Here is a 19,929-nt window from a genome sequence, read left to right as displayed (position 1 = left end):
TCCCGTGCCCTTGAAGGAGCCCTTCAGACCCCCGGTGAGCGAAACGTTCGTGGGACGCGGCCGTCCGAGGGCATGTCTAGTCGATCCGGGTTGTTCGGTGTCCGCGAGCGGCTACCGAACAACAACGCCGAACAATGTCGTTACGCCGTTCAGGTGCACGGCGGGGCGTAGTCCAGGCCCGGCAGGCTCGCCGTCCACTCGTCCTGTGTGATGCGCGGGGCCGCGATCGCGCAGATCCGCTCGGCCGCGCGATCGGGATCCGTTTCCTGCACCCGGACCGTGCCGTCCGCGATGGCTGCGGCGAGCGTGTGACCGTCCGGGGCGTACCGCACGGCGTAGACGCGGTCGCGTTCCTCCGGCAGGACCGCGCGCGGCGCCGCCGTGTCGACGTCCCACAACCGGATCGTGCGGTCGTAGCCGCCGGAGGCGAGGGTGTGGCCGTCGCCGCTGAACGACACCCCCATCACGATGTCGGTGTGCCCGGTCAGCACCGCTGCCGGGCGAGCGGGTGCGACGTCCCACAACCGGACCGTGCGGTCGGCGCTCGCCGTGGCGACGCGCTTGCCGTCGGGGCTGAAGGCGATCGAGAAGATCGTGTCCGTGTGCCCTTCGAGCTTGGTCAGCGGCTTCGGCGCATGTGGCGCCGAGATGTCCCACAGCCGCGCCGTGTGGTCCCAGCCCGCGGTGGCCAGGGTCCGGCCGTCGGGGCTGAAGGCGAGGGTGTGAACGTCGTCGGCGTGGCCCTCGAGCCGGGCGATCTCGACCGGGTGCGCGCGGTCGGCGAGGTCCCAAAGCCGGGCCGTGTGCCCTTCGCCCGCGGTGGCCAGCAGCCGGCCGTCCGGGCTGAACGCGACCGCGTCGATGTCGTCACCCGGCCGCGAAAACACCACCGGCGGCCCGGGTTTCGCCGGGTCGGTGATGTCCCGCAGCGTCATCGTGTGGTCCCAGCTGCCGGTGGCCAGCGTCCGGCCGTCGGGGCTGACCGCGACGCCGCAGACCGCGTCGCCGAAGCCGCCGATCGTGGCCAGCGGGCGCAACGTGCCCAGGTCGCGCAGCCGCACCGTCTTGTCGTAGCCGCCGGTGACGAGCAGGCCGCCGGGGCCGAAGTCCACGTCGCACGCCTTGTCCGAGTGCGCGGGGACGGCGGGGCCCGGCAGGTCCCAGAGCCGGGCGGTCTGGTCGTCGCTGGCCGTGGCGAGGGTGCGGCCGTCCCGGCTGAACACCGCCGAGCCGACGGCGCCGGTGTGCCCCGGCAGCGGCGCCAGCTCGCGCGGCCGCCGCGGGTCGGCGACATCCCACAGCCGCGCCGTGCGGTCGAACCCGGTGGTCGCGAGGGTGCGCCCGTCGGGGGTGAACGCGACCGACCGCACGATCGCCTTGTGCGCGAGGAGCGCCGAAAGCTGCGCCGGCCGGGCCGGGTCCGTGACATCCCACAGCCGCGCGCTCTGGTCGGCGCTCGCCGTCGCGAGCGTGTTGCCGTCAGGGCTGAAGGCCACCGAGTGCACGACGTCGGTGTGCCCGGTCGCGACGCCGAGCGGGCGGCGGCCGGCGACGTCCCAGAGCCGCGCCGTCTTGTCCGCCGACGCCGAGGCGAGCAGCTTGCCGTCGGCGCTGAAGGCCAGGTTGTTGACGTACGACGTGTGCCCCGTCAGCTCCCCCACCTGCTTGAGGCTCGCGGTGTCGTACAGCCGGAGCGTGCCGTCGACGTCGCCGGTGGCCAGCAGCGGACCGGCGGGGCTGAACGCGACCGCGTACGCCTTGCCATCGTGGCGTTCCACGACGACGCCGGGCCCGGGCCGGTGCGGATCGGTGACGTCCCAGACCCGGACGGTGCCGTCGAAGCCCGCGGTGGCGACGGTCCGGCCGTCGGCGGCGAAGGCGACGTTGTTGACGTTGCCGGTGTGCCCGCTCAGCGTGGCGAGCGGCGCCGGGTGGTGCGGGTCGTGGACGTCCCACAGCCGGGCCGTGCCGTCCCAGCTCGCGGTGGCCAGCACCTGCCCGTCCGGGCGCAGGGCGACGGTGTTGATCCGGCCGGTGTGCCCGGTGAGCCGCGTCGAATACGGCGTCGCGAACACGCCGAGGACGGCACCGCGCGCGTCGGCGGCCGGGTCGAGGCGGTACGCGGCGAGCGCGAGCTGCGCGGCGAGCGCGGGGTTGGTGGCGCGCATGGCCAGCGCCTGGCCGGCGACCTTCTGGGCGAGCGCGCTGTTGCGCTGGCCGGTGGCGGTGGACTCGGCGCGCACCGCGTAGGCCGTCGCGCCGACGGCGAAGACCAGCAGCACGGCCAGGAGCGCGACCAGCTGGCGCAGCCGCCGTGTGCGTCGGCGTTCCCGCTGCTGCTCGGCGTGCTCGACGGCGAGGCTGGCGTCGAGGAACCGCCGTTCCCGCTGGGACAGCACGGAGTCCTGGCGCGCGGCCCATTCCCGCGCGATCGCGAGCCGGGTGCCGCGGTAGAGCCAGCCGGGGTCGCGCTCGACGGACTCCCAGGCGTCGGTCGCCTCGGTGAGCTGGCGGTGCACACGCAGGCCTTCGCGGTCTTCGGTGAGCCATTCGCGCAGCCGCGGCCAGCCCCGGATGAGGGCCTCGTGCGCGATGTCGATGCCGGTGTCGTCGAGGGTGACCAGCCGGGCCGCGGCCAGTTCGGCGAGGACGACGGCGGTGTCGTCGTCCTCGGTGTCGAGCTCGTCGCGGCTGAGCCGGCGCTTGGTGTCCTCGGTGCCCTCGCCGAGCGCGGTCATCCGGAGGAAGATCTGCCGCGCCAAGCGTTGCTGGCGCGCGGAGAGCGTGGCGAACGTGCCTTCGGACGTCTGCGCGACGGCCCGTTCGATGCCGCCGGTGGACTCGTAACCGGCCAGGGTGAGGGTGGTGCCGCGACGGCGTCGCCACGTCTCGAGCAGCGCGTGCGAGAGCAGCGGCAGCACGCCGGGCTGGCCGGTGGCGTCCGCGACGAGCCGCGAGACGAGCGCGTTCTCGACGCGGTAGCCGGCGTCGACGGCGGGGCGCGAGATCGCCTGCCGCAGCTCTTCGGTCGTCATCGGGCCGAGGAGGACCTGCGCGTCCTGCATGGCTTCGGCGAGGTCCGCGTGACGCGCGCAGTGGGTGTAGAAGTCGGTGCGGATGCCGAGCACGACCCGGGTCCGGCTGCCGGGTTCGGTGGTCGCGGTGACCAGCGCGGCGAGGAACGCGGCGCGCTCGCCGGCGTCCTGGCAGAGCGTGAAGACCTCTTCGAACTGGTCGACGACCAGGACGACGTCTTCGTCACCGCCGTCGGCCAGCTGCCGTGCGGCGAGGCCGAGGTTGCGCGGGTGGGCGGTGAAGTCGTCGAGCAGCGCGCCGGGGGCGACACCGAGCGCGGCGGCGAACTTGACGGCGCACTCCTGCAGCGGCCGGGCGCCCGGGGTGAGCAGCACGACGTGGCCGCGGACGGCGGGGACGAGACCGGCGCGCAGCAGCGAGGACTTGCCCGAGCCGGACGCGCCGAGGACGGCGAGAAAACGCTGTCTCGAAAGGCGTGTCGTGAGCTTTTCGACCAGTCGTTCCCGGCCGAAGAACCGGCTCGCGTCGGCGGCTCCGAATGCGGCCAGGCCGACGTACGGCGGCGATTCCCCGGCTTCCGGCTCGGCCGGTGAATCGGCGCCGCTCCGGTCGTCCGCGACCTCGTGCCAGCGCTTTTCCCAGTCGCCGGGGGTGCCGCCGCAGGCGCGGACGTAGGCCAGAGTCACGGCCAGGCTGGGGAGTTTCCGCCCGCCGGCGGCCTCGGAGAGCGTGCCGGCCGAGTAGTGCGCGCGCCGGCCGAGCTCGCGGTAGGTGGGATTCCCGGCACTTTCGCGCAATCGCCGGAGATCGGCGGCGAAGTCGGTGAGCAGGTCGTCCCCGGGATCCAGCGGTCGCTCCGGACGCGGCACCCGTCCTCCTTTGCGGTTCCGGTGCGCCACACGGTATCCGGTCGGACATGCCTCAGAGGGAAAAGGCGGATTTCACAATCGGCGCCGGACTTCCTGCTGGTCGACGCCGAGCGCGGCGAACAGGTCCGCGGCCGGATCCGGCGGGGTCACCGACAACAGCGCCCGCAGCAGCTCCACCGGATCCCGGCGCCGCGGCACGCCGCGGATCGCCTCGTTGACCACCGCCCGGGCGTTCGACGTCAGCGCTCCCGGCGTCAGCTTCGCGCGCCGCCGGGGTGCGGGTGCCGGGCGGAGGCTTTCGACGTCGATGCCCAGGGCCGTCAGGGCTTCGCGGTCCAGGCGGTCGAGGGCGGCGTGGGCCGCGGCCAGGTCGACGCCGAGGGCCCGCGCGCAGTCGGCGTTGTGGAGCAGGCCGAGCAGCAGGTGTTCGGTGCCGAGCCGGCGGTCGCCGCGGCGGCGGGACTCTTCGAGGGCCTCCGCGACGACCGACGCGAACGGGCTCTTGGCGATCATCCGGCCCTCACTTCCCGTGCTTCGTGTGCACCGACTGCCGGGCCACGCCCAGGGCGTCGCCGATCTGCTCCCACGACCAGCCGCGGTCCCGGGCGTGCGCGACCGCCGCCGTCTCGACCTGCTCGGCGAGCCGGTGCAGCGCGCCGACGGCCCGCAGCGCGACCGCGGGGTCGGTTTCGGAAACCCGGCCCGAAAGCTCTTCCGCCTCCATGGCATGTCAGTCTAGCCTGACACCAGACGTCAGTTCAAACTGACAAGAGGAGAGACGTCATGGATGTAGCGGTGATCGGAGCGGGCCCGGTGGGCCTGATGCTGGCGGCGGAGCTACGCCTCGGCGGGGTCACGGCCGTGGTCCTCGACCGGCGGGCGACGCCGGACGAGCGGCCGCGGGCGAACGGGCTCGGCGGCCGGATCGTCGAGCAGCTGGACCACCGGGGGCTGTTCGAGAGATTCGCGGCCGAAGCGGCGTTCGCCGGGCCGTTCCCCGGGTTCCCGTTCGGGCCGGTGCCGCTGGACTTCACGAAGCTCGCCAGTCCGCCGCTGCGTGGGCTGATGCTGCAACAGCCGCGAATGGAGGCGCTGCTCGCCGAACGCGCCGTCGAACTCGGCGTCGAGATCCGGCGCGGGCACGAACTCGTGGACGTCGATACGGTTCGCGGCCCGGACGGCGAGTACCGGCCGGCCGCGCAGTACGTCGTCGGCTGCGACGGCGCGCACAGCCGCGTCCGCACGCTGGCCGGCATCGGGTTCCCCGGCACGACCGACGACGAGCTGCTGCGGTTCGGGCACTTCCGGACGGACCAGCCGTTCGACCTCTTCACCACGGCTCACGGCCTGCGCCGGGGCTGGAACCGCCGTCCGGCCGGGCGGGTGCTGGTGACGTCGCTGACGCCGGGTGTGGTGATCGTCGGCGTCCGGGAGGTGACGCCGGAGCCGTCCGGCGAGCCGACCCTCGACGAATTCCGGGAGAGCGTCCGGCGCGTGCTCGGCGCCGACCTGCCGCTGGGTGAGCCGCTGTGGCTGTCGCGGACGGTCAGCCAGGCTCGGCTCGCCGAGCGCTACCGGGCCGGGCGGTTCCTGCTGGCCGGCGACGCCGCGCACCTCTTCCCGGCCGGCGGCTCGTCGCTGAACGTCGGGCTGCTGGACGCGGTCAACCTCGGCTGGAAGCTCGCCGCCGTCGTCCGCGGCGAAGCCGGTGACGATCTGCTCGACAGCTACGGTTCCGAACGCCGTCCGGTGGCCGCGCGGACGTTGACCCAGACGCGCGTCCAGGCCCTGCTCGAACGGCTGATCGGCGAGGACGGCGACGCGCTGCGGACGCTCTTCGGCGAGCTGGCCGCGTTCGAGGAGCCGACGCGGCACCTCGCCGGGCTGCTGCGGGACGCCGACGACCTGCCGTACGTCGCCGATCTGGCGCTGACCGTCGGCGGCGAGACGACTCGGGTGGCCGAGATCATGCGGGCCGCCCGGACCGTGCTGTTCGACTTCGCGGACCGCGCCGACCTGCGGGAAGCCGCCGGATCGCGCGTGAAGATCGTCACAGCCACCTGCCCGGAGGCGACGGAGGACGCGCTTCTCGTGCGTCCGGACGGCGTCGTGGCGTGGAGCGGCGGCGATCCGGCGGCGTTGCGGGAAGTTATCGGGACACCGGGGCGTTGACCCCGGTTGTGAGCTCACTGCCTGATGTGCCGCTGTCCGTGCTCGATCTGTCCCCGGTGTCCGAGGGGATCAGCATCGGGGAGACGTTGCGCAACACCCTCGACCTCGCCCGCGCCACCGAGCGACTGGGCTTCAACCGCTACTGGCTGGCCGAGCACCACAACATGCCCGGCATCGCCAGCTCGGCGACGGCGGTGCTGATCGGGCACGTCGCCGACGCGACCGAGCGCATCCGCGTCGGCTCCGGCGGGGTCATGCTGCCCAACCACGCGCCGCTGGTCGTCGCCGAGCAGTTCGGCACGCTGGAGGCGTTCCACCCGGGCCGCATCGACCTGGGCATCGGCCGCGCGCCGGGCACCGACCAGCGGACGGCGCTCGCGCTGCGCGGGCCGGGCGGGCTGTCGGCGGAGAACTTCCCGGAGCACCTGCAGGAGCTGATCGGCTACTTCACCCACTCGGAGGCCCGCGGGGTCAACGCCGCCGTCGCCGAGGGCAACCAGCCGCCGGTCTGGCTGCTGGGTTCGAGCGGCTTCAGCGCGCAGCTCGCCGGCCGGCTCGGGCTGCCGTTCTCCTTCGCGCACCACTTCGCCGCGGAGAACACGATCCCGGCGGTGCAGCTCTACCGCGACAACTTCCGGCCCGGCGCGCTCGACGAGCCGTACGTGATGCTCGGGACGTCCGTGATCGCCGCCGAGACCGACGAGCGTGCCCAGTTCCTGGCCGGGCCGTCGGGCCTGACGTTCCTCAGCCTGCGCCGCGGCCGGCCGATCGCCATGCCGACGCCCGAGGAGGCGGCGGAGTACCCGTACACCGAGATGGACCGCGCGTTCCTCGCCGACCGCTTCGGCTCGAGCATCATCGGCTCGCCGGAGACGGTCCACAAGGGACTCCAGCAGCTCCTCGACGACACGGACGCCGACGAGCTGATGATCACGACGATGGTCCACGGCCACGCGGACCGCGTCCGGTCCTACGAGCTGATCGCCGGCCTCAAGTCCTGACGGGCTTCCGGCGGACGCGTGATCCGAGGGTCGACACGCGTGATTGAGGAGCCGACTCACGTGATTGAAGGGTCGACACGGCGCGGCATCGCCCGCACCACCGTGTCGACCCCAGGATCACGCGTGTCGACCTCCTGATCACGCGTGTCGGCTTTGCGATCACGCGGGCCGGCGTTCCGGACATCTCCGGCGAACACGCGTACCGGAAGGGTCGGGTCGCGTGGCTGGACGGGCGGCTCTCTTGCACCTACCCTGCCGGGCAATCTTCCGGCAGGGTTGATGTGTCGTCCATTCGGGTAGACGTGCGTGCCGGGAATGGGCCGGACTGTGCAGGGGTGAACAGTGCGTGCGCCCGGAGCCGTAATTTCCTTTCCTCGGTTGACAACAAGATCCGGGCCGTTTGTCAGTAATCGACAAGAAATGCGCGGTTACCAGGCCGTGACCGCGTGATCATGCTCAAGTTCTTGTCTCCCAGCAGGGCCGTGGTTAGCGTACCGACCAGTAGGAAACGGCACGGTGACCCCCGAGACCGTGAATGGCCGACATGAGATAGCCCGTTCGGACCAGTTCATTTGCTCACCTCGGGTGTATTCGTCGTGCCCGCGAAACACTGGGGAGGCACTCGAATGGCCGAACGGACGACGACGACGTCGTTCCCCGGGGCCGCCGCACTGCGGCAGACCGGGCGGCTTTACGCGCTCGGCCTCGACGTCGTCCGGCTGACGTTCCGGCGTCCCTTCCAGACGCGCGAGCTGATCCAGCAGTTCTGGTTCATCGCGAGCGTCTCGATCCTGCCGACGGCCCTGGTGTCGATCCCGTTCGGCGCGGTCATCGCGCTGCACATCGGGTCCCTCACCACGCAGATCGGCGCACAGTCGTTCACCGGCGCGGCGAGCGTGCTGGCCATCATCCAGCAGGCCGCCCCGATCGTGACGGCGCTGCTCATCGCCGGCGCCGGCGGCAGCGCGATGTGCGCCGACCTGGGCTCGCGGACCATCCGCGAAGAGATCGACGCGATGGAGGTGCTCGGCGTCTCGCCGGTCCAGCGCCTGATCGTGCCGCGGGTGCTCGCCGCGATGGGCGTCGCGATCTTCCTCAACGGCATGGTGAGCGTCGTCGGCGTGCTCGGCGGCTACTTCTTCAACGTCGTCATGCAGCACGGCACCCCGGGCGCGTACCTGGCGAGCTTCTCCGCCCTCGCCCAGCTCCCCGACCTGTGGATCAGCGAGATCAAGGCGCTCATCTTCGGCTTCGTCGCCGGGGTCGTCGCCTCCTACCGCGGGCTCAACCCCAAGGGCGGGCCGAAGGGCGTCGGCGACGCGGTCAACCAGTCCGTGGTCATCACGTTCCTGCTGCTGTTCGTGCTGAACCTGGTGCTCACCACCGTCTACCTGCAACTCGTGCCGCCCAAGGGGAGCTGAACGTGACCACCACGGAAGTCCCCAAGTCCGCGCGGGTGCGCGAAGCCGTCGACCGCCGGTTCGGGTTCCTCGACACCCTCGGCGACCAGATCCTGTTCTTCCTGCGCGCGATCGCCTGGATCCCGCGCGCGCTGCGCCGCTACCTGCGCGAAGTCGTCCGGCTGCTGGCCGAGGTCAGCTTCGGCAGCGGCGCGCTCGCCGTCATCGGCGGCACGATCGGCGTGATGATCGGGATGACCGTCGCCACCGGCACGGTCGTCGGGCTGCAGGGCTACTCCGCCCTCAACCAGGTCGGCACGTCGGCGTTCGCCGGGTTCGTCTCGGCCTACTTCAACACCCGCGAGATCGCGCCGCTCGTCTCCGGCCTCGCGCTGAGCGCCACCGTCGGCTGCGGTTTCACCGCGCAGCTCGGCGCGATGCGCATCTCCGAGGAGATCGACGCGCTCGAGGTCATGGGCATCCCGAGCGTCCCGTACCTGGTGACGACGCGGGTGATCGCCGGTTTCCTCGCCGTCATCCCGCTCTACGCGATCGGCCTGCTCTCGAGCTACCTCGCCTCGCGGCAGATCACCGTGTGGTTCTTCGGCCAGTCCGCGGGCACCTACGACCACTACTTCCTGCTGTTCCTGCCGCCCGGCGACGTGCTCTGGTCGTTCGGGAAGGTCCTGGTGTTCAGCGTCGTCGTGGTCTTGGCGCACTGTTACTACGGCTTCCGCGCGAGCGGCGGCCCGGCCGGCGTCGGCGTGGCCGTGGGCCGCGCGGTGCGCACCGCGATCGTCGCGATCAGCGTGCTCGACTTCTTCCTGTCCCTGGCCATCTGGGGCGCGACGACCACCGTGCAGGTGGCCGGATGAGACGCGATACCCGCCGGAAGGCCGGGGTCCGCACCGCCGGGGTGCTGTTCCTGGTCGTGATGGGCGTGCTGGTCACGCTGTCCATCAAGGTCTACGACAAGGACTTCGTCGCCACGGTGCCGGTGACGCTCAAGGCGAGCCGCATCGGCAACCAGCTCTCCCCCGGCGGCCAGGTCAAGGCCCGCGGCGTGCTGGTCGGCGAGATCCGCGACGTCAAGGCGACGCCCGAGGGCGCCGAAGTCGCGCTGGCGCTGGAGCCGGACAAGGTCTCTCTGCTGCCCAAGGACGTCTCCGCGTTGCTGGTGCCGAAGACGCTGTTCGGCGAGCGGTACGTCCAGCTGTCCATCCCGGACGGCGACCGGGGCCCGCACCTGAGCGCGGGGGACGTCATCGCGCAGGACCGCTCGGCCAACGCGATCGAGCTGGAGCGGGTGTTCGACAACCTGCTGCCGCTGCTCAAGGCCGTCCAGCCGCAGAAGCTCGCGACGACGCTGACCGCGGTGTCGACGGCGCTGCAGGGCCGCGGCGAGCAGCTCGGACAGACGATCGACACCGCCGCGAGCTACCTCAAGGAGTTCAACCCCAACCTGCCGCAGCTGACCTCGGACATCCGGGACCTGGCCACGGTTTCCCAGGTGTACGGCGACATCGCGCCCGACCTGCTCGACGCGCTCACCGCCTCCGCCGTCACGCTCAACACGGTCAAGGAGAAGCAGGCCGATCTCGCCGGGGTCTACCAGCAGGTGACGTCGTCGTCGCAGGAGATCACGACGTTCCTGCAGAACAACCACGACAACCTCATCTCCCTGGCCGCCGACAGCCGCGCGCCGCTGGAGATCGCCGCGAAGTACTCCCCCAGCTTCGCCTGCACCCTCGCTTCGCTGAACGCCCTGAGGGGATCCATGGACAAGGTGCTCGGCGCGAGCACGAACGAACCGGGCCTGCACGCCGAGGTCGCGGTGACCGCCGACAGCGGCAAGTACCTGCCCGGCAAGGACGACCCGCGCTTCACCGACGGCGGCGAGCCCCGCTGTTACCCCTCCGGCGTCGCCCCGACCGCCGGCACCGCCGCGGCCACCCCCGGTGCCACCGGTCATCCGCTGCTGCCCGGCGGCCAGGGTGACCTCGGCGTCGCGAACTCGCCGCAGGAACAGCAGCTGCTCGCCACGCTCGTCGCGCCGTCGATCGGCGTCCCGGACGCGCAGGTGCCCGGCTGGAGCAGCGTGCTCGTCGGCCCGCTCTACCGCGGCACGGAGGTGAAGCTCAAGTGAGGAACATCGCCTCCCCGCTGATCAAGAGCCTCATCTTCATCGTCGTCACCGCGCTCGCCACGACGTTGCTGGCCATCTCCATCACGAACTCCGGCCTCGGCGACTCGAAGCCGTACTCGGCGAAGTTCCTCGACGCCACCTCGCTCAACGTCGGCGACGACGTGCGCATCTCCGGCGTCCGCGTCGGCCAGGTCGAGTCGCTCGACATCAGCGACCACAACCGGGCGCGGATCGGGTTCTCCCTCGACAGCGGCCGCCGGCTCCCCGCCGACGTCCACGCGGTCATCAAGTACCGCAACATGGTCGGGCAGCGCTACATCGCGCTCGAACGCGGCACCACCGGGACGCGGGACCAGCTGCCCGAAGGCGGCGAGATCCCGCTGGACCGCACGACGCCCGCGCTGGACCTGACCGACCTGTTCAACGGCTTCAAGCCGCTGTTCCAGGCGCTCTCGCCCAACGACGTCAACGAGCTCTCCGGCGAGATCGTCCAGGTGCTGCAGGGCGAAGGCGGCACCGTCGAGAGCCTGCTCGCCCACACCGGCTCGCTGACCACCACCCTCGCCGGGCGCGACCAGGTGATCGGCGAGGTGATCGGGAACCTCAACACGGTCCTGAAGACGGTCAACGGCAAGGGTGACGCGCTCGCGAACCTCGTCTCCACGCTGCGGCAGCTGGTGTCCGGGCTGGCCGGCGACCGCGCCGCGATCGGCGACGCCATCAGCGGCATCGGCGACCTCACCCAGTCCACCGCCGGGCTGTTCGAGCAGGCCCGGCCGCCGCTCAAGGCCAGCATCGCCGGGCTGCAGGGCGTCGCCGGGAACCTGGCCCAGAACCAGTCCGATGTGGACAGTTTCCTCACCAACCTGCCGGTCAAGTTCACCGAGATCGGCCGGGTCGCCTCCTACGGCAGTTGGATGAACTTCTTCCTCTGCCGCGCCACCCTGGAAACCACGCCCCAGCGCGGTGTCTACGTCCCGACGCCGAGGTGTGAGTCGTGAAGTCCTTCAAGGAGCGCAACCCGCTCGTCCTCGGCGTGCTCGGCAGCGTCGCGCTGGCCGCGCTGCTCACCGTCACGTTCAACTACGACAACCTGCCGATCGTCGGCGGCGGCACGACGTACGAGGCCGAGTTCTCCGAGGCGGCCGGCCTGCAGGCCGACGACGAGGTCCGGATCGCCGGCATCAAGGTCGGCGAGGTGCGCGACGTCGCGCTGGCCGACGACCACGTGCTCGTGTCGTTCCGGGTCAAGGACGCCTGGGTCGGCGACCGCACGTCCGTCCAGATCAAGATCAAGACGTTGCTGGGCCGCAAGTTCCTCTCCCTCGACCCGAGCGGCGACGCTGTGCAGAACCCGGACCAGGCGATCCCGCGCACCCGGACCGTCACGCCCTACGACGTCACCGACGCCTTCAACGGGCTCGCGAACACCGTCGGCTCGATCGACACCAAGCAGCTCGCGGACAGCTTCACGACGTTGTCGGACACCTTCCGCAACTCCCCCGAGCACGTCCGCAGCGCGCTCGACGGGCTGTCCCAGCTGTCGAAGACGGTGTCGAGCCGCGACAGCCAGATCTCCGAGCTGCTGGCCAACGCCCGGACGCTGACGACGACCCTGGCGAACTCGAACGACGACTTCGAGAAGCTGATCGACGACGGCAACCTGCTGCTCACCGAGCTGAACCGGCGCCGCGACGCGATCCACGACCTGCTCACCGGCTCGGCCCGGCTCGCCGACCAGCTCAGCGGGCTGGTGCAGGACAACACCGCGCAGCTCAAGCCGGCGCTGCAGGCGCTCAACCAGGTGACGGACCTGCTCAAGCGGCAGAACGACAACCTGACCAAGGGCCTGCAGCTGGCCGGGCCGTACTTCCGCGTCGTCACCAACACGACCGGCAACGGCCACTGGATCGACGCCTACCTCTGCGGCCTGCTGCCCGAGAACCACGACCCGTGCGTCCCGCCGAAGAACCCGGGAGGGACCAAGTGAGCGCGCTGACCACCACCAGGGCCGGGGTCCTGACCAGCCGGTTCATCGCCGCCGCCCTGCTGCTCGCGCTGGTCGTCACGGCCGCGTTGTGGTGGGTGTTCGCCGGCAGCGGCCAGCACCACGTCACGGCCTTCTTCTCCCGCGCGGTCGGCGTCTACCCCGGCTCCGACGTCCGCGTGCTCGGCGTCCGGATCGGCGAGGTCGACGCCGTCACCCCGCGCGGCGAGCAGGTGCAGGTCGACATGAGCGTCGACGGCTCGGTCGGCGTCGCCCAGGACACGACGGTCCTGGTGATCGCGCCCAGCGTCGTCGCCGACCGCTACGTCCAGTTCGCCAAGCCGGCCCGCGGCGGGCCGCGGCTGCCGGACGGCGCGTCGATCCCGGTGCAGCGCACGGCGACGCCGGTGGAGCTCGACCAGCTCTACGCCAGCCTCGACTCGCTGACCAAGGCCCTCGGCCCGAACGGCGCCAACTCCCAGGGCGCGCTGTCGGACCTGCTGAAGACCGGCGCGGCGAACCTGCAGGGCAACGGCCAGGCGTTCAACGACAGCGTCAAGAACTTCGCCCAGCTGGCCCGCACGCTGGCCGGCAACTCGGGCGACCTGTTCGGCACCGTCGACGAGCTGCAGCAGTTCACGACCATGCTCTCGACCAACGACCAGCAGGTCAGCAGCGTCAACCAGCAGCTCTCACAGGTGTCGGGCACGCTGGCCGCCAACAGCGGCGAGCTGGCCCACGCCCTCGACGGCCTGGGCCGCGCGCTCGGCGACATCCAGGGGTTCATCCGCGACAACCGCGGCGCGCTCAAGGCCAACGTGGACAACCTGGTGACGACGACGCAGACGCTCGTCGACCAGCGCGCGTCGCTGGCCGGCACGCTCGACGCTGTCCCGCTGGCCGTGACGAACGTGCTCAACGCCGTCGACCCGGACACCGGACGGCTGCTCGGGCGCGCGAACCTCGACTACTACCAGGAGCTTCCGCTGCCGGTCACCGGCGACGTCTACACCAACGGGGGTGGGCGATGAAGCGGGCCCTCGCCGCCGCGGCCGTCGGCTGCCTCCTGCTCACCGGCTGCTCGTCGGGTGAGTTCAAGGGCGTCTACGACCTGCCGCTGCCCGGTGGCGCCGACGTCGGCGCCCACCCGTACGACGTGACCGTGCAGTTCGCCGACGTCCTCGACCTCGTGCCGCAGGCCGCGGTGAAGGTGGGCGACGTCCCGGTCGGGCGCGTCCGGGAGATCCGGCTCGGCACCGACGGCTGGACGGCCGAGACCGTGCTCGAGGTCAACGGCGACGTCGTGCTGCCCGCCAACGCCGTCGCGCGGCTGCGCCAGTCCAGCCTGCTGGGCGAGAAGTTCGTCGAGCTGGCGCCACCGGACGACACGACGACGGCGTCGACCGCGGGCCCGCGGCTCGCGAACGGCGCCACGATCACCCTCGACCGCACCAACCGCAACCCCGAGTTCGAAGAGATCTTCGGCGCGTTGTCCCTGCTGCTCAACGGCGGCGGGATCGGGCAGCTGCAGACGATCAACCGCGAGCTGTCCAAGGTGATGGACGGCAACGAGGAGCAGATCCGCTCGTTCCTGGGCGGGGTCGACAGCCTGATGACCGACCTGGACGCGCACCGCTCCGACATCACCGAGGCGCTCGACGGCCTCAACCGCCTGTCGGCGACGCTGGCCAACCGCCACGAACAGGTGTCCGGCGCGCTGACCGACCTGACGCCGGGCCTGCAGTCCCTGACCGAGCAGCGCACGCAGCTCGTCTCGATGCTGCAGTCGCTCGACCGGCTCTCGACGGTGGCCACCGACGTCGTCGACCGCAGCCGCGACGACCTGGTCGCCGACCTGCGCTCGCTCGCGCCGATCCTGCAGCAGCTGGCCAAGGCCGGGGACGACCTGCCGCAGTCGCTGCAGATGCTGCCGACGTTCCCGTTCCCCGACTCGGTGCTCCCCGCGGTGAAGGGCGACTACATCAACGTCTACACGTCGATGATCCCGGCGGCCGGCGTGCCGCTGCCGCCGCCCGGCCAGGGCGTCCCGCCCGGCCTGCCGACGCTCCCGCTGCCGAGCGGCGAAGCCCGCGTCTCCGGAGGCCGCTGATGCTGACGCGCAGAGTGCGGATCCAGGTGGTGCTGTTCGTCATCATCGCCCTGGCCACCACGGCGTTCGTGGGCGCGAACTACGCCGGCCTCGGCCGGTTGTTCGGCTCCGGCAGCTACACGGTCAAGCTGGAACTCGCCGAAGGCGGCGGCCTGTTCACCAACGGCGAGGTGACCTACCGCGGCGTCGCCGTCGGCCGGGTCGGCGAGCTGCGGCTCACCACCACCGGTACCGAGGCCGACCTGCTCATCGACGACGGCGCCCCGCCGATCCCGGAGAACTCCCAGGCCGTGGTGGCGAACCGGTCCGCGGTCGGCGAGCAGTACGTCGACCTGCAGCCGCGCACGTCCGACCGGCCGTACCTGGCCCAGGGTTCGGTGATCCGGCGCGAGTCTACGACGCTGCCGCTGCCGGTGAACAACCTGCTCACGGACCTGGACTCCTTCACCGCGTCCGTGCCGACGCAGGACCTGCGCACGGTGGTGAACGAGCTCGACGACGCCCTGCGCGGCGCCGGCCCGGACCTGCAGACGCTGATGGACTCGGCGACGACGTTCACCCAGGAAGCGAGCACGCACCTGCCGCAGACGTCGAAGCTGATCGGCGACGGCGCGACCGTGCTGCGCACCCAGGTCGACTCCGCGGCCGAGTGGCGCTCGTTCAGCAGCAACGCCAAGGTGTTCGCCCAGCAGCTGGCCAGCTCCGACGGCGACCTGCGGCGGCTGATCGCGACCGCGCCGCCCGCGGCGTCCGAGCTTTCGAGCCTGCTGAAGGAGAACGACCCGGGCCTGCCGATCCTGCTGGCCAACCTGCTGACGACGTCCCGGGTGTTCGCCACCCGCACCGACGCCGAGCAGCAGTTCCTGGTCAACACGCCCAAGGCCGTCGCGGCCGTCGGCTCGGCGCTGAACGACCAGGGCAACGCGCTGCGGATGGGCCTGGTGCTGAACTTCGACAACCCGCCGCCGTGCCGGCAGGGCTACGAGGACACCCCGCACCGGGCGAGCACCGACGTCTCACCGCTGCCGTTCCGGACCGACGCGGCGTGCACGCTGCCGTACGGGAACGAGAGTTCGGTGCGCGGCACGCAGAACGCGCCGCACCCGGCCGTGCCGGCCCCGGCCGTGCCGGGCGGGCTGACCGGCCCGCTCGGGTTCGGCACCCAGGCGACGTCGACGAGCCTCGAGGAGATGCTGTGGCTGCGGTGAAGTACCTGCCCTTGGTGCTGGTGGCGGCCGCCTTGGGGGCCACGGTGTTCGCGGGCGGGTCGGGCTACGCGTGGTACTCGGCGTCGAACGACCCGGCCCTGACCTACGGCACCGCCCGCGACGACGCCCTCTCCAGCGGCCGGACGCTGGTGACGGAGCTGAGCAGCCTGGACTACCACGACGTCGACGGCGGTCTCGGCCGCTGGCTGGCGGCGTCGACGGGCCCGCTGCACGACCAGCTGGCCCACACCGACGACACGACGAAGAAGACCCTCGCGGCGAACGCCACGGTGGCGACGGGCCGCGTCCTGGACGCGGCGTTGAGCGAGCTGGACGAGCACGCGGGCACAGCGAAGCTCCTGGCCTCGGTGGAGATCACGATGGCGAAGCAGGGAACGGCCCCGGCGGTCAAGCGCAACCGGTTCGCGGCGGCGCTGACGCGCACGCCGGACGGCTGGAAGCTGAGCGCGCTCGACCAGCTGCCGGTGGGTGCGTGATGAGCCGCACGGAAGAGATCACGGCGATCGACGAAGCCGACGAGCGCGACCTCGTCACCGAGCCCGACACCGAGACCGACGCCGACGCTGACGCCATCGAGACCGAGACCGACGACTCCGACGTGGTCCCCGAGGCAGCTGATGCGGACGAAGCAGACGAAGCAGACGAAGCGGATTCCGCCGAAGCGGCACTTTCACGTGAAAGTGCCGCTTCGACCCGGCGACCGGCCTGGCTGCGGCTGCCCGCGCTCCTGCTGGCCGCCGCCCTCCTGCTGACCGGGGCCGGCGTCTGGTTCACCCTCGAAGCGCGGTCCGCCTCGGGGAACCCGGCCGCCGACAACCTCGCCCTCACCGACGTCGGCGCCACCGCCGACGTCACCTCGGCCGTCACGCTCGCCATGAACCGGATCTTCTCCTATTCCTACGACAAGACCGACGTCACCGAGAAGGCCGCCGCGGCCGTGCTGCGCGGTTCAGCGAAGGATTCCTACGACAAGCTCTTCGCCCAGGTACGCGAGAAAGCGCCGCAGCAGAAACTCGTGCTCACTTCACGCGTTTCGGCGATCGCCGTGCAGGATCTCCGGAATGGTCACGCGCGGTTACTCGTCTTTCTCGATCAATCAGCCGTCCGGGCCGACAACAATGCGACCGACAGTGCCGCGGCCCAGCTTTCCGTGACCGCGGAACACACCGGCGACGGCTGGGTCGTCACCGAACTCGAACCGCGCTGAGGCCGTTCCACCGAATAGCGCACTTCACCGGTTCCGGAAGCATCCGGAACCGGCCGGGAAAATCGCAAGGGAGAACAACTATGTCCGTGGCAACGCAGCTGAAGAGACTGGCTGTGCTCACGTCGGCGGCCGCCGTCGTGCTGACCGGGGTCGCCGTGACGCCCGCGTCGGCCGACATCATTCCCATCGCGGTGTCCTACAAGGTCACCGGCTCCACCACGGTCAAGAAGACCGGCAGCGCCATGAAGCTCGGCCCGGGCAGCCTCAAGGGCAACCTGCTGATCGACGACCAGACCGGGTCGGTCGGCCTCAGCGCCGACCTGGCCCTGCCGCCGGCGCAGGCCGACATCTCCCTGCTCTCGGGCATCTTCCGCATCAAGGCGAAGGTGAAGGTCACGCCGCTCGGCCCGGCCACCGGCACGATCGCCGACGGCAACATCGTCACCAAGGCCAAGGCCAACATGGAGATCTACGACATCTGGGCCGGCCCGATCGTGCCGATCATCCCGCTGCCGACCGTGCCGGGCAGCTGCAAGACGAAGACCCCGCTCGACCTGACGCTGTCCGCGCAGGACGTCGACATCACCGCGCCCTCGTTCACCGTCAAGGGCACCTACACGATCCCCGAGTTCACCAACTGTTTCATCGCCGACATCGCACTCGGCGCGCTGATTTCGGGGCCGGGCAACACGATTTCGCTCGACCTCGCCAACGACGCCACCTGATCCGGCCGCGGGTGGCGGGCTTCCGGGCCCGCCACCCGCAGCTTCAGCAGGCCGCGGCCGGGTCCTCCTTGAGCGCGAAGCTGTCGTTGTCCCCGGCGGACACCCCGAAAACCGGGCCGCACCAAATGAACGTCGACTCGCCGACGACGTTGGAGCCCCAGCTCACCACCGTTCCGTCGGCCTTGTAGGCGACGTTGTGGTTGAACCCGGCGTCGACGCCCACGACGCCCGACTGGGCCTCCGGCGGCACCTCGGTCTGGTGCAGGCTGTCGCGGCCCCACGCGTAGACGCGGCCGCCCTTGAGCGCCAGGCTGTGGTTGAACCCGGCGGACACCGTCGTGACACCGGATGTGAGCCCGGCCGGCACCGTCGCCTGGCCGTAGGTGTTGCTCCCCCAGGCCAGCACCCCGCCGTTCTTGATGGCCAGGTTGTGGTCGCCCCCGGCGGAAATCGCGGTGACGCCCGTCTGCGCGGCGGCCGGCACGTCGGTCCGCGTCCCCCAGCTCACCACCAGCCCGCCCTGCTTGAGGGCCAGGCTGTGCATGTTGGACGTCGAGATCGCGATGACGCCGCTGCTCACCGACGCGGGCAGGGTGGTCTGGCCGTACCAGTTGTTCCCCCAGGCCAGGACCTTGCCGCTCTTGAGGGCCAGTTCGTGCCCCCAGCCGGACGCGATCTGGCTGACCCCGGACGTCGCCGCCGCGGGGATCTGGTTGGCGCCCCAGTTGTTCGCGCCCCACGCGAGGACCGCGCCGCCCTTCAGCGCCAGCGCGGTCGTGCTGCCCGCCGACACCGCGGTGACCCCGGTCAGCGCGTCCGGCGGCGGGATCGTGACGTCGTAGTCCGGCTTGCCCCAGGCGAGCACGCCGCCCACGGTGGCCGCGTTCGCGGGCAGCGCGCACAGCGACGCCGCCATAACCGCGGACACCGTGAATACGGCTCCGCCGAGCGATAGCCGTCCACAACGGGAAGTACCGGGCACGGTAGCCTCATTTCTCCGGTTTCGTTATCCGGGATTGCCTCGGCAAGATCACAAATGGTAGACCGTTCGGCACAGCGGTTCGCCGCCGTGACCGCACTTTGTCACAATCCGCCAAATCCGCGACCGAGCCTACGCGGCGGGACACAAGAAATCGATGCACCCGCACGGGCCCTCACCCACGCAAGGACGAAGTCTTGTTCCGTACTGAACTGGCGAGTAGCCTCGATTTCGGCAGATGGACCTCCACCTCGCACGCCGGTGAATCGCGTCCCGCCACCCGGGGCAATGGGGTCGGGTGAACGCGATGGGGGCACGGCGGCGAGAAATCGATCAGCCAAAGCCGAGACTGAACTGAATCAAAGGAGATGAAGCCATGTCCCGACTCAGCAGGCTGTCCGCCGGTATCGCCACCACCGCGACCGCCATCGGCGCCATCGCGGTGCTGACGGCCGGCGTCGCGTCGGCCGCGACGATCACCTACACCGCCGGCGGCTCGACGCCCGTCACGTACAACTGCACCTTCCCGGGCATCTCGCCGCAGCCGGTCACGGTCGTCGCGCACCTGGACGCCCCGAGCTCGGTCGTGCACAGCACCTCCGTCACCCCGACCAACGTGAACGGCACGGCGACAATCAGCGCGACCGTCCACTCGCTGCTCACCGCGGTCGGCTACGACGGCATCCGGGGCACGGCGTCCGTGCCGGTCTCCGTGTCGTCGGGCACGCTGTCGCAGCCGGCGGCGACCGGGCTGAACATCCCGCAGGTGATCTACCCGACCGGCGGGGCGATCACGGTGAACATCGCGCAGGTCGCGACCTCCAGTATCCCGACCTACACCGCCCCGGCCGCCGCGGGCACCTCGACGCTGTCGCTGACGAGCTCGCTGTCGGCGGCGCTGGAGTTCCACAAGAAGTCCACCGGCGCCTGGACGCCGTGGGCGATGAGCTGCACCCTGAAGGTGACGAGCCCGGCGCAGAACACCGCGTTCAGCCCGAGCATCACCGTCTCCTGACGCGACGTCCCGGTGCGGGCCCCCTCGACGGGCCCGCACCGGGACTTCCCGTC

Annotated in this window: 18 protein-coding genes; 14 read left to right on the top strand and 4 right to left on the bottom strand. The window is 71.2% G+C overall.

The window, feature by feature from the left end; genetic code table 11:
• Nucleotides 1-149: 149 nt before the first annotated feature.
• The 3 genes from OG439_RS48315 to OG439_RS48305 all read right to left on the bottom strand — a co-directional run bounded on the left by OG439_RS48315 (nt 150) and on the right by OG439_RS48305 (nt 4,629).
• On the bottom strand, nt 150-3,905 hold the full coding sequence (locus OG439_RS48315; protein ID WP_442792269.1) for an nSTAND1 domain-containing NTPase: 3,756 nt from the start codon (nt 3,903-3,905) through the stop codon (nt 150-152).
• 72 nt (nt 3,906-3,977) lie between these two features.
• Entirely contained in the window at nt 3,978-4,418 is a 441-nt protein-coding gene (locus tag OG439_RS48310; protein WP_326947029.1) for a Clp protease N-terminal domain-containing protein, read from the bottom strand.
• Between the two features lie 7 nt (nt 4,419-4,425).
• Nucleotides 4,426-4,629, bottom strand: coding sequence for a hypothetical protein (locus OG439_RS48305; protein WP_247062147.1), 204 nt, complete (start codon nt 4,627-4,629; stop codon nt 4,426-4,428).
• A 59-nt stretch (nt 4,630-4,688) separates the two neighbouring features.
• Between OG439_RS48305 and OG439_RS48300 the strand changes: the two genes are divergently transcribed.
• The 13 genes from OG439_RS48300 (at nt 4,689) to OG439_RS48240 (ending at nt 17,882) form a co-directional block, all read left to right on the top strand.
• Nucleotides 4,689-6,077, top strand: a complete 1,389-nt coding sequence (locus OG439_RS48300; protein WP_326947028.1) for an FAD-dependent monooxygenase — start codon at nt 4,689-4,691, stop codon at nt 6,075-6,077.
• A gap of 8 nt (nt 6,078-6,085) precedes the next feature.
• Complete coding sequence (locus OG439_RS48295) at nt 6,086-7,078, top strand: LLM class flavin-dependent oxidoreductase (RefSeq protein ID WP_326947027.1); 993 nt, start codon at nt 6,086-6,088, stop codon at nt 7,076-7,078.
• A 626-nt stretch (nt 7,079-7,704) separates the two neighbouring features.
• A complete protein-coding gene (locus OG439_RS48290; RefSeq protein WP_247062143.1) occupies nt 7,705-8,499 on the top strand; it encodes an MlaE family ABC transporter permease in 795 nt (264 codons plus the stop codon).
• A 2-nt stretch (nt 8,500-8,501) separates the two neighbouring features.
• A complete protein-coding gene (locus tag OG439_RS48285) occupies nt 8,502-9,353 on the top strand; it encodes an MlaE family ABC transporter permease (RefSeq protein WP_326947026.1) in 852 nt (283 codons plus the stop codon).
• Nucleotides 9,350-10,624, top strand: a complete 1,275-nt coding sequence (locus OG439_RS48280) for an MCE family protein (RefSeq protein ID WP_326947025.1) — start codon at nt 9,350-9,352, stop codon at nt 10,622-10,624. Before OG439_RS48285 ends, OG439_RS48280 begins: the two co-directional genes overlap by 4 nt.
• Nucleotides 10,621-11,625 carry an MCE family protein gene (locus OG439_RS48275; RefSeq protein ID WP_326947024.1) on the top strand — a complete coding sequence of 335 codons (1,005 nt, stop codon included), beginning with the start codon at nt 10,621-10,623 and terminating at the stop codon, nt 11,623-11,625. The genes OG439_RS48280 and OG439_RS48275 overlap by 4 nt, the downstream gene beginning before the upstream one ends.
• Nucleotides 11,622-12,614, top strand: a complete 993-nt coding sequence (locus tag OG439_RS48270; RefSeq protein ID WP_326947023.1) for an MCE family protein — start codon at nt 11,622-11,624, stop codon at nt 12,612-12,614. Before OG439_RS48275 ends, OG439_RS48270 begins: the two co-directional genes overlap by 4 nt.
• On the top strand, nt 12,611-13,642 hold the full coding sequence (locus OG439_RS48265) for an MCE family protein (RefSeq protein WP_326947022.1): 1,032 nt from the start codon (nt 12,611-12,613) through the stop codon (nt 13,640-13,642). The genes OG439_RS48270 and OG439_RS48265 overlap by 4 nt, the downstream gene beginning before the upstream one ends.
• Nucleotides 13,639-14,721, top strand: a complete 1,083-nt coding sequence (locus OG439_RS48260) for an MCE family protein (protein WP_326947021.1) — start codon at nt 13,639-13,641, stop codon at nt 14,719-14,721. The genes OG439_RS48265 and OG439_RS48260 overlap by 4 nt, the downstream gene beginning before the upstream one ends.
• Nucleotides 14,721-15,929, top strand: coding sequence for an MlaD family protein (locus OG439_RS48255; protein WP_326947020.1), 1,209 nt, complete (start codon nt 14,721-14,723; stop codon nt 15,927-15,929). Before OG439_RS48260 ends, OG439_RS48255 begins: the two co-directional genes overlap by 1 nt.
• Nucleotides 15,917-16,426: a hypothetical protein gene (locus OG439_RS48250; RefSeq protein WP_326947019.1), complete on the top strand. Its 510-nt coding sequence runs from the start codon at nt 15,917-15,919 to the stop codon at nt 16,424-16,426. Before OG439_RS48255 ends, OG439_RS48250 begins: the two co-directional genes overlap by 13 nt.
• Nucleotides 16,426-17,157 (top strand): hypothetical protein, encoded by a 732-nt coding sequence (locus OG439_RS48245; RefSeq protein WP_326947018.1) that lies wholly within the window; start codon nt 16,426-16,428, stop codon nt 17,155-17,157. Before OG439_RS48250 ends, OG439_RS48245 begins: the two co-directional genes overlap by 1 nt.
• A gap of 80 nt (nt 17,158-17,237) precedes the next feature.
• Entirely contained in the window at nt 17,238-17,882 is a 645-nt protein-coding gene (locus OG439_RS48240) for a hypothetical protein (RefSeq protein ID WP_326947017.1), read from the top strand.
• A 43-nt stretch (nt 17,883-17,925) separates the two neighbouring features.
• Here the strand turns inward: OG439_RS48240 and OG439_RS48235 are convergent, their stop codons facing one another.
• A complete protein-coding gene (locus OG439_RS48235; RefSeq protein WP_326947016.1) occupies nt 17,926-18,798 on the bottom strand; it encodes an RCC1 domain-containing protein in 873 nt (290 codons plus the stop codon).
• A gap of 439 nt (nt 18,799-19,237) precedes the next feature.
• Between OG439_RS48235 and OG439_RS48230 the strand changes: the two genes are divergently transcribed.
• On the top strand, nt 19,238-19,876 hold the full coding sequence (locus tag OG439_RS48230) for a DUF6801 domain-containing protein (RefSeq protein ID WP_326947015.1): 639 nt from the start codon (nt 19,238-19,240) through the stop codon (nt 19,874-19,876).
• Nucleotides 19,877-19,929: the final 53 nt, after the last annotated feature.

This window comes from Amycolatopsis sp. NBC_01307 (assembly GCF_035975215.1).
GTDB lineage: Bacteria > Actinomycetota > Actinomycetes > Mycobacteriales > Pseudonocardiaceae > Amycolatopsis.
This window is presented reverse-complemented; position numbering and strand designations above follow the sequence as displayed.

Coding starts and splice junctions, on each gene's coding strand:
- OG439_RS48305 (WP_247062147.1), bottom strand. CDS start 4,629: ATGGAGGCGGAAGAGCTTTCGGGCCGGGTTTCCGAAACCGACCCCGCG.
- OG439_RS48240 (WP_326947017.1), top strand. CDS start 17,238: ATGTCCGTGGCAACGCAGCTGAAGAGACTGGCTGTGCTCACGTCGGCG.
- OG439_RS48245 (WP_326947018.1), top strand. CDS start 16,426: ATGAGCCGCACGGAAGAGATCACGGCGATCGACGAAGCCGACGAGCGC.
- OG439_RS48230 (WP_326947015.1), top strand. CDS start 19,238: ATGTCCCGACTCAGCAGGCTGTCCGCCGGTATCGCCACCACCGCGACC.
- OG439_RS48260 (WP_326947021.1), top strand. CDS start 13,639: ATGAAGCGGGCCCTCGCCGCCGCGGCCGTCGGCTGCCTCCTGCTCACC.
- OG439_RS48280 (WP_326947025.1), top strand. CDS start 9,350: ATGAGACGCGATACCCGCCGGAAGGCCGGGGTCCGCACCGCCGGGGTG.
- OG439_RS48310 (WP_326947029.1), bottom strand. CDS start 4,418: ATGATCGCCAAGAGCCCGTTCGCGTCGGTCGTCGCGGAGGCCCTCGAA.
- OG439_RS48290 (WP_247062143.1), top strand. CDS start 7,705: ATGGCCGAACGGACGACGACGACGTCGTTCCCCGGGGCCGCCGCACTG.
- OG439_RS48300 (WP_326947028.1), top strand. CDS start 4,689: ATGGATGTAGCGGTGATCGGAGCGGGCCCGGTGGGCCTGATGCTGGCG.
- OG439_RS48255 (WP_326947020.1), top strand. CDS start 14,721: ATGCTGACGCGCAGAGTGCGGATCCAGGTGGTGCTGTTCGTCATCATC.
- OG439_RS48235 (WP_326947016.1), bottom strand. CDS start 18,798: ATGGCGGCGTCGCTGTGCGCGCTGCCCGCGAACGCGGCCACCGTGGGC.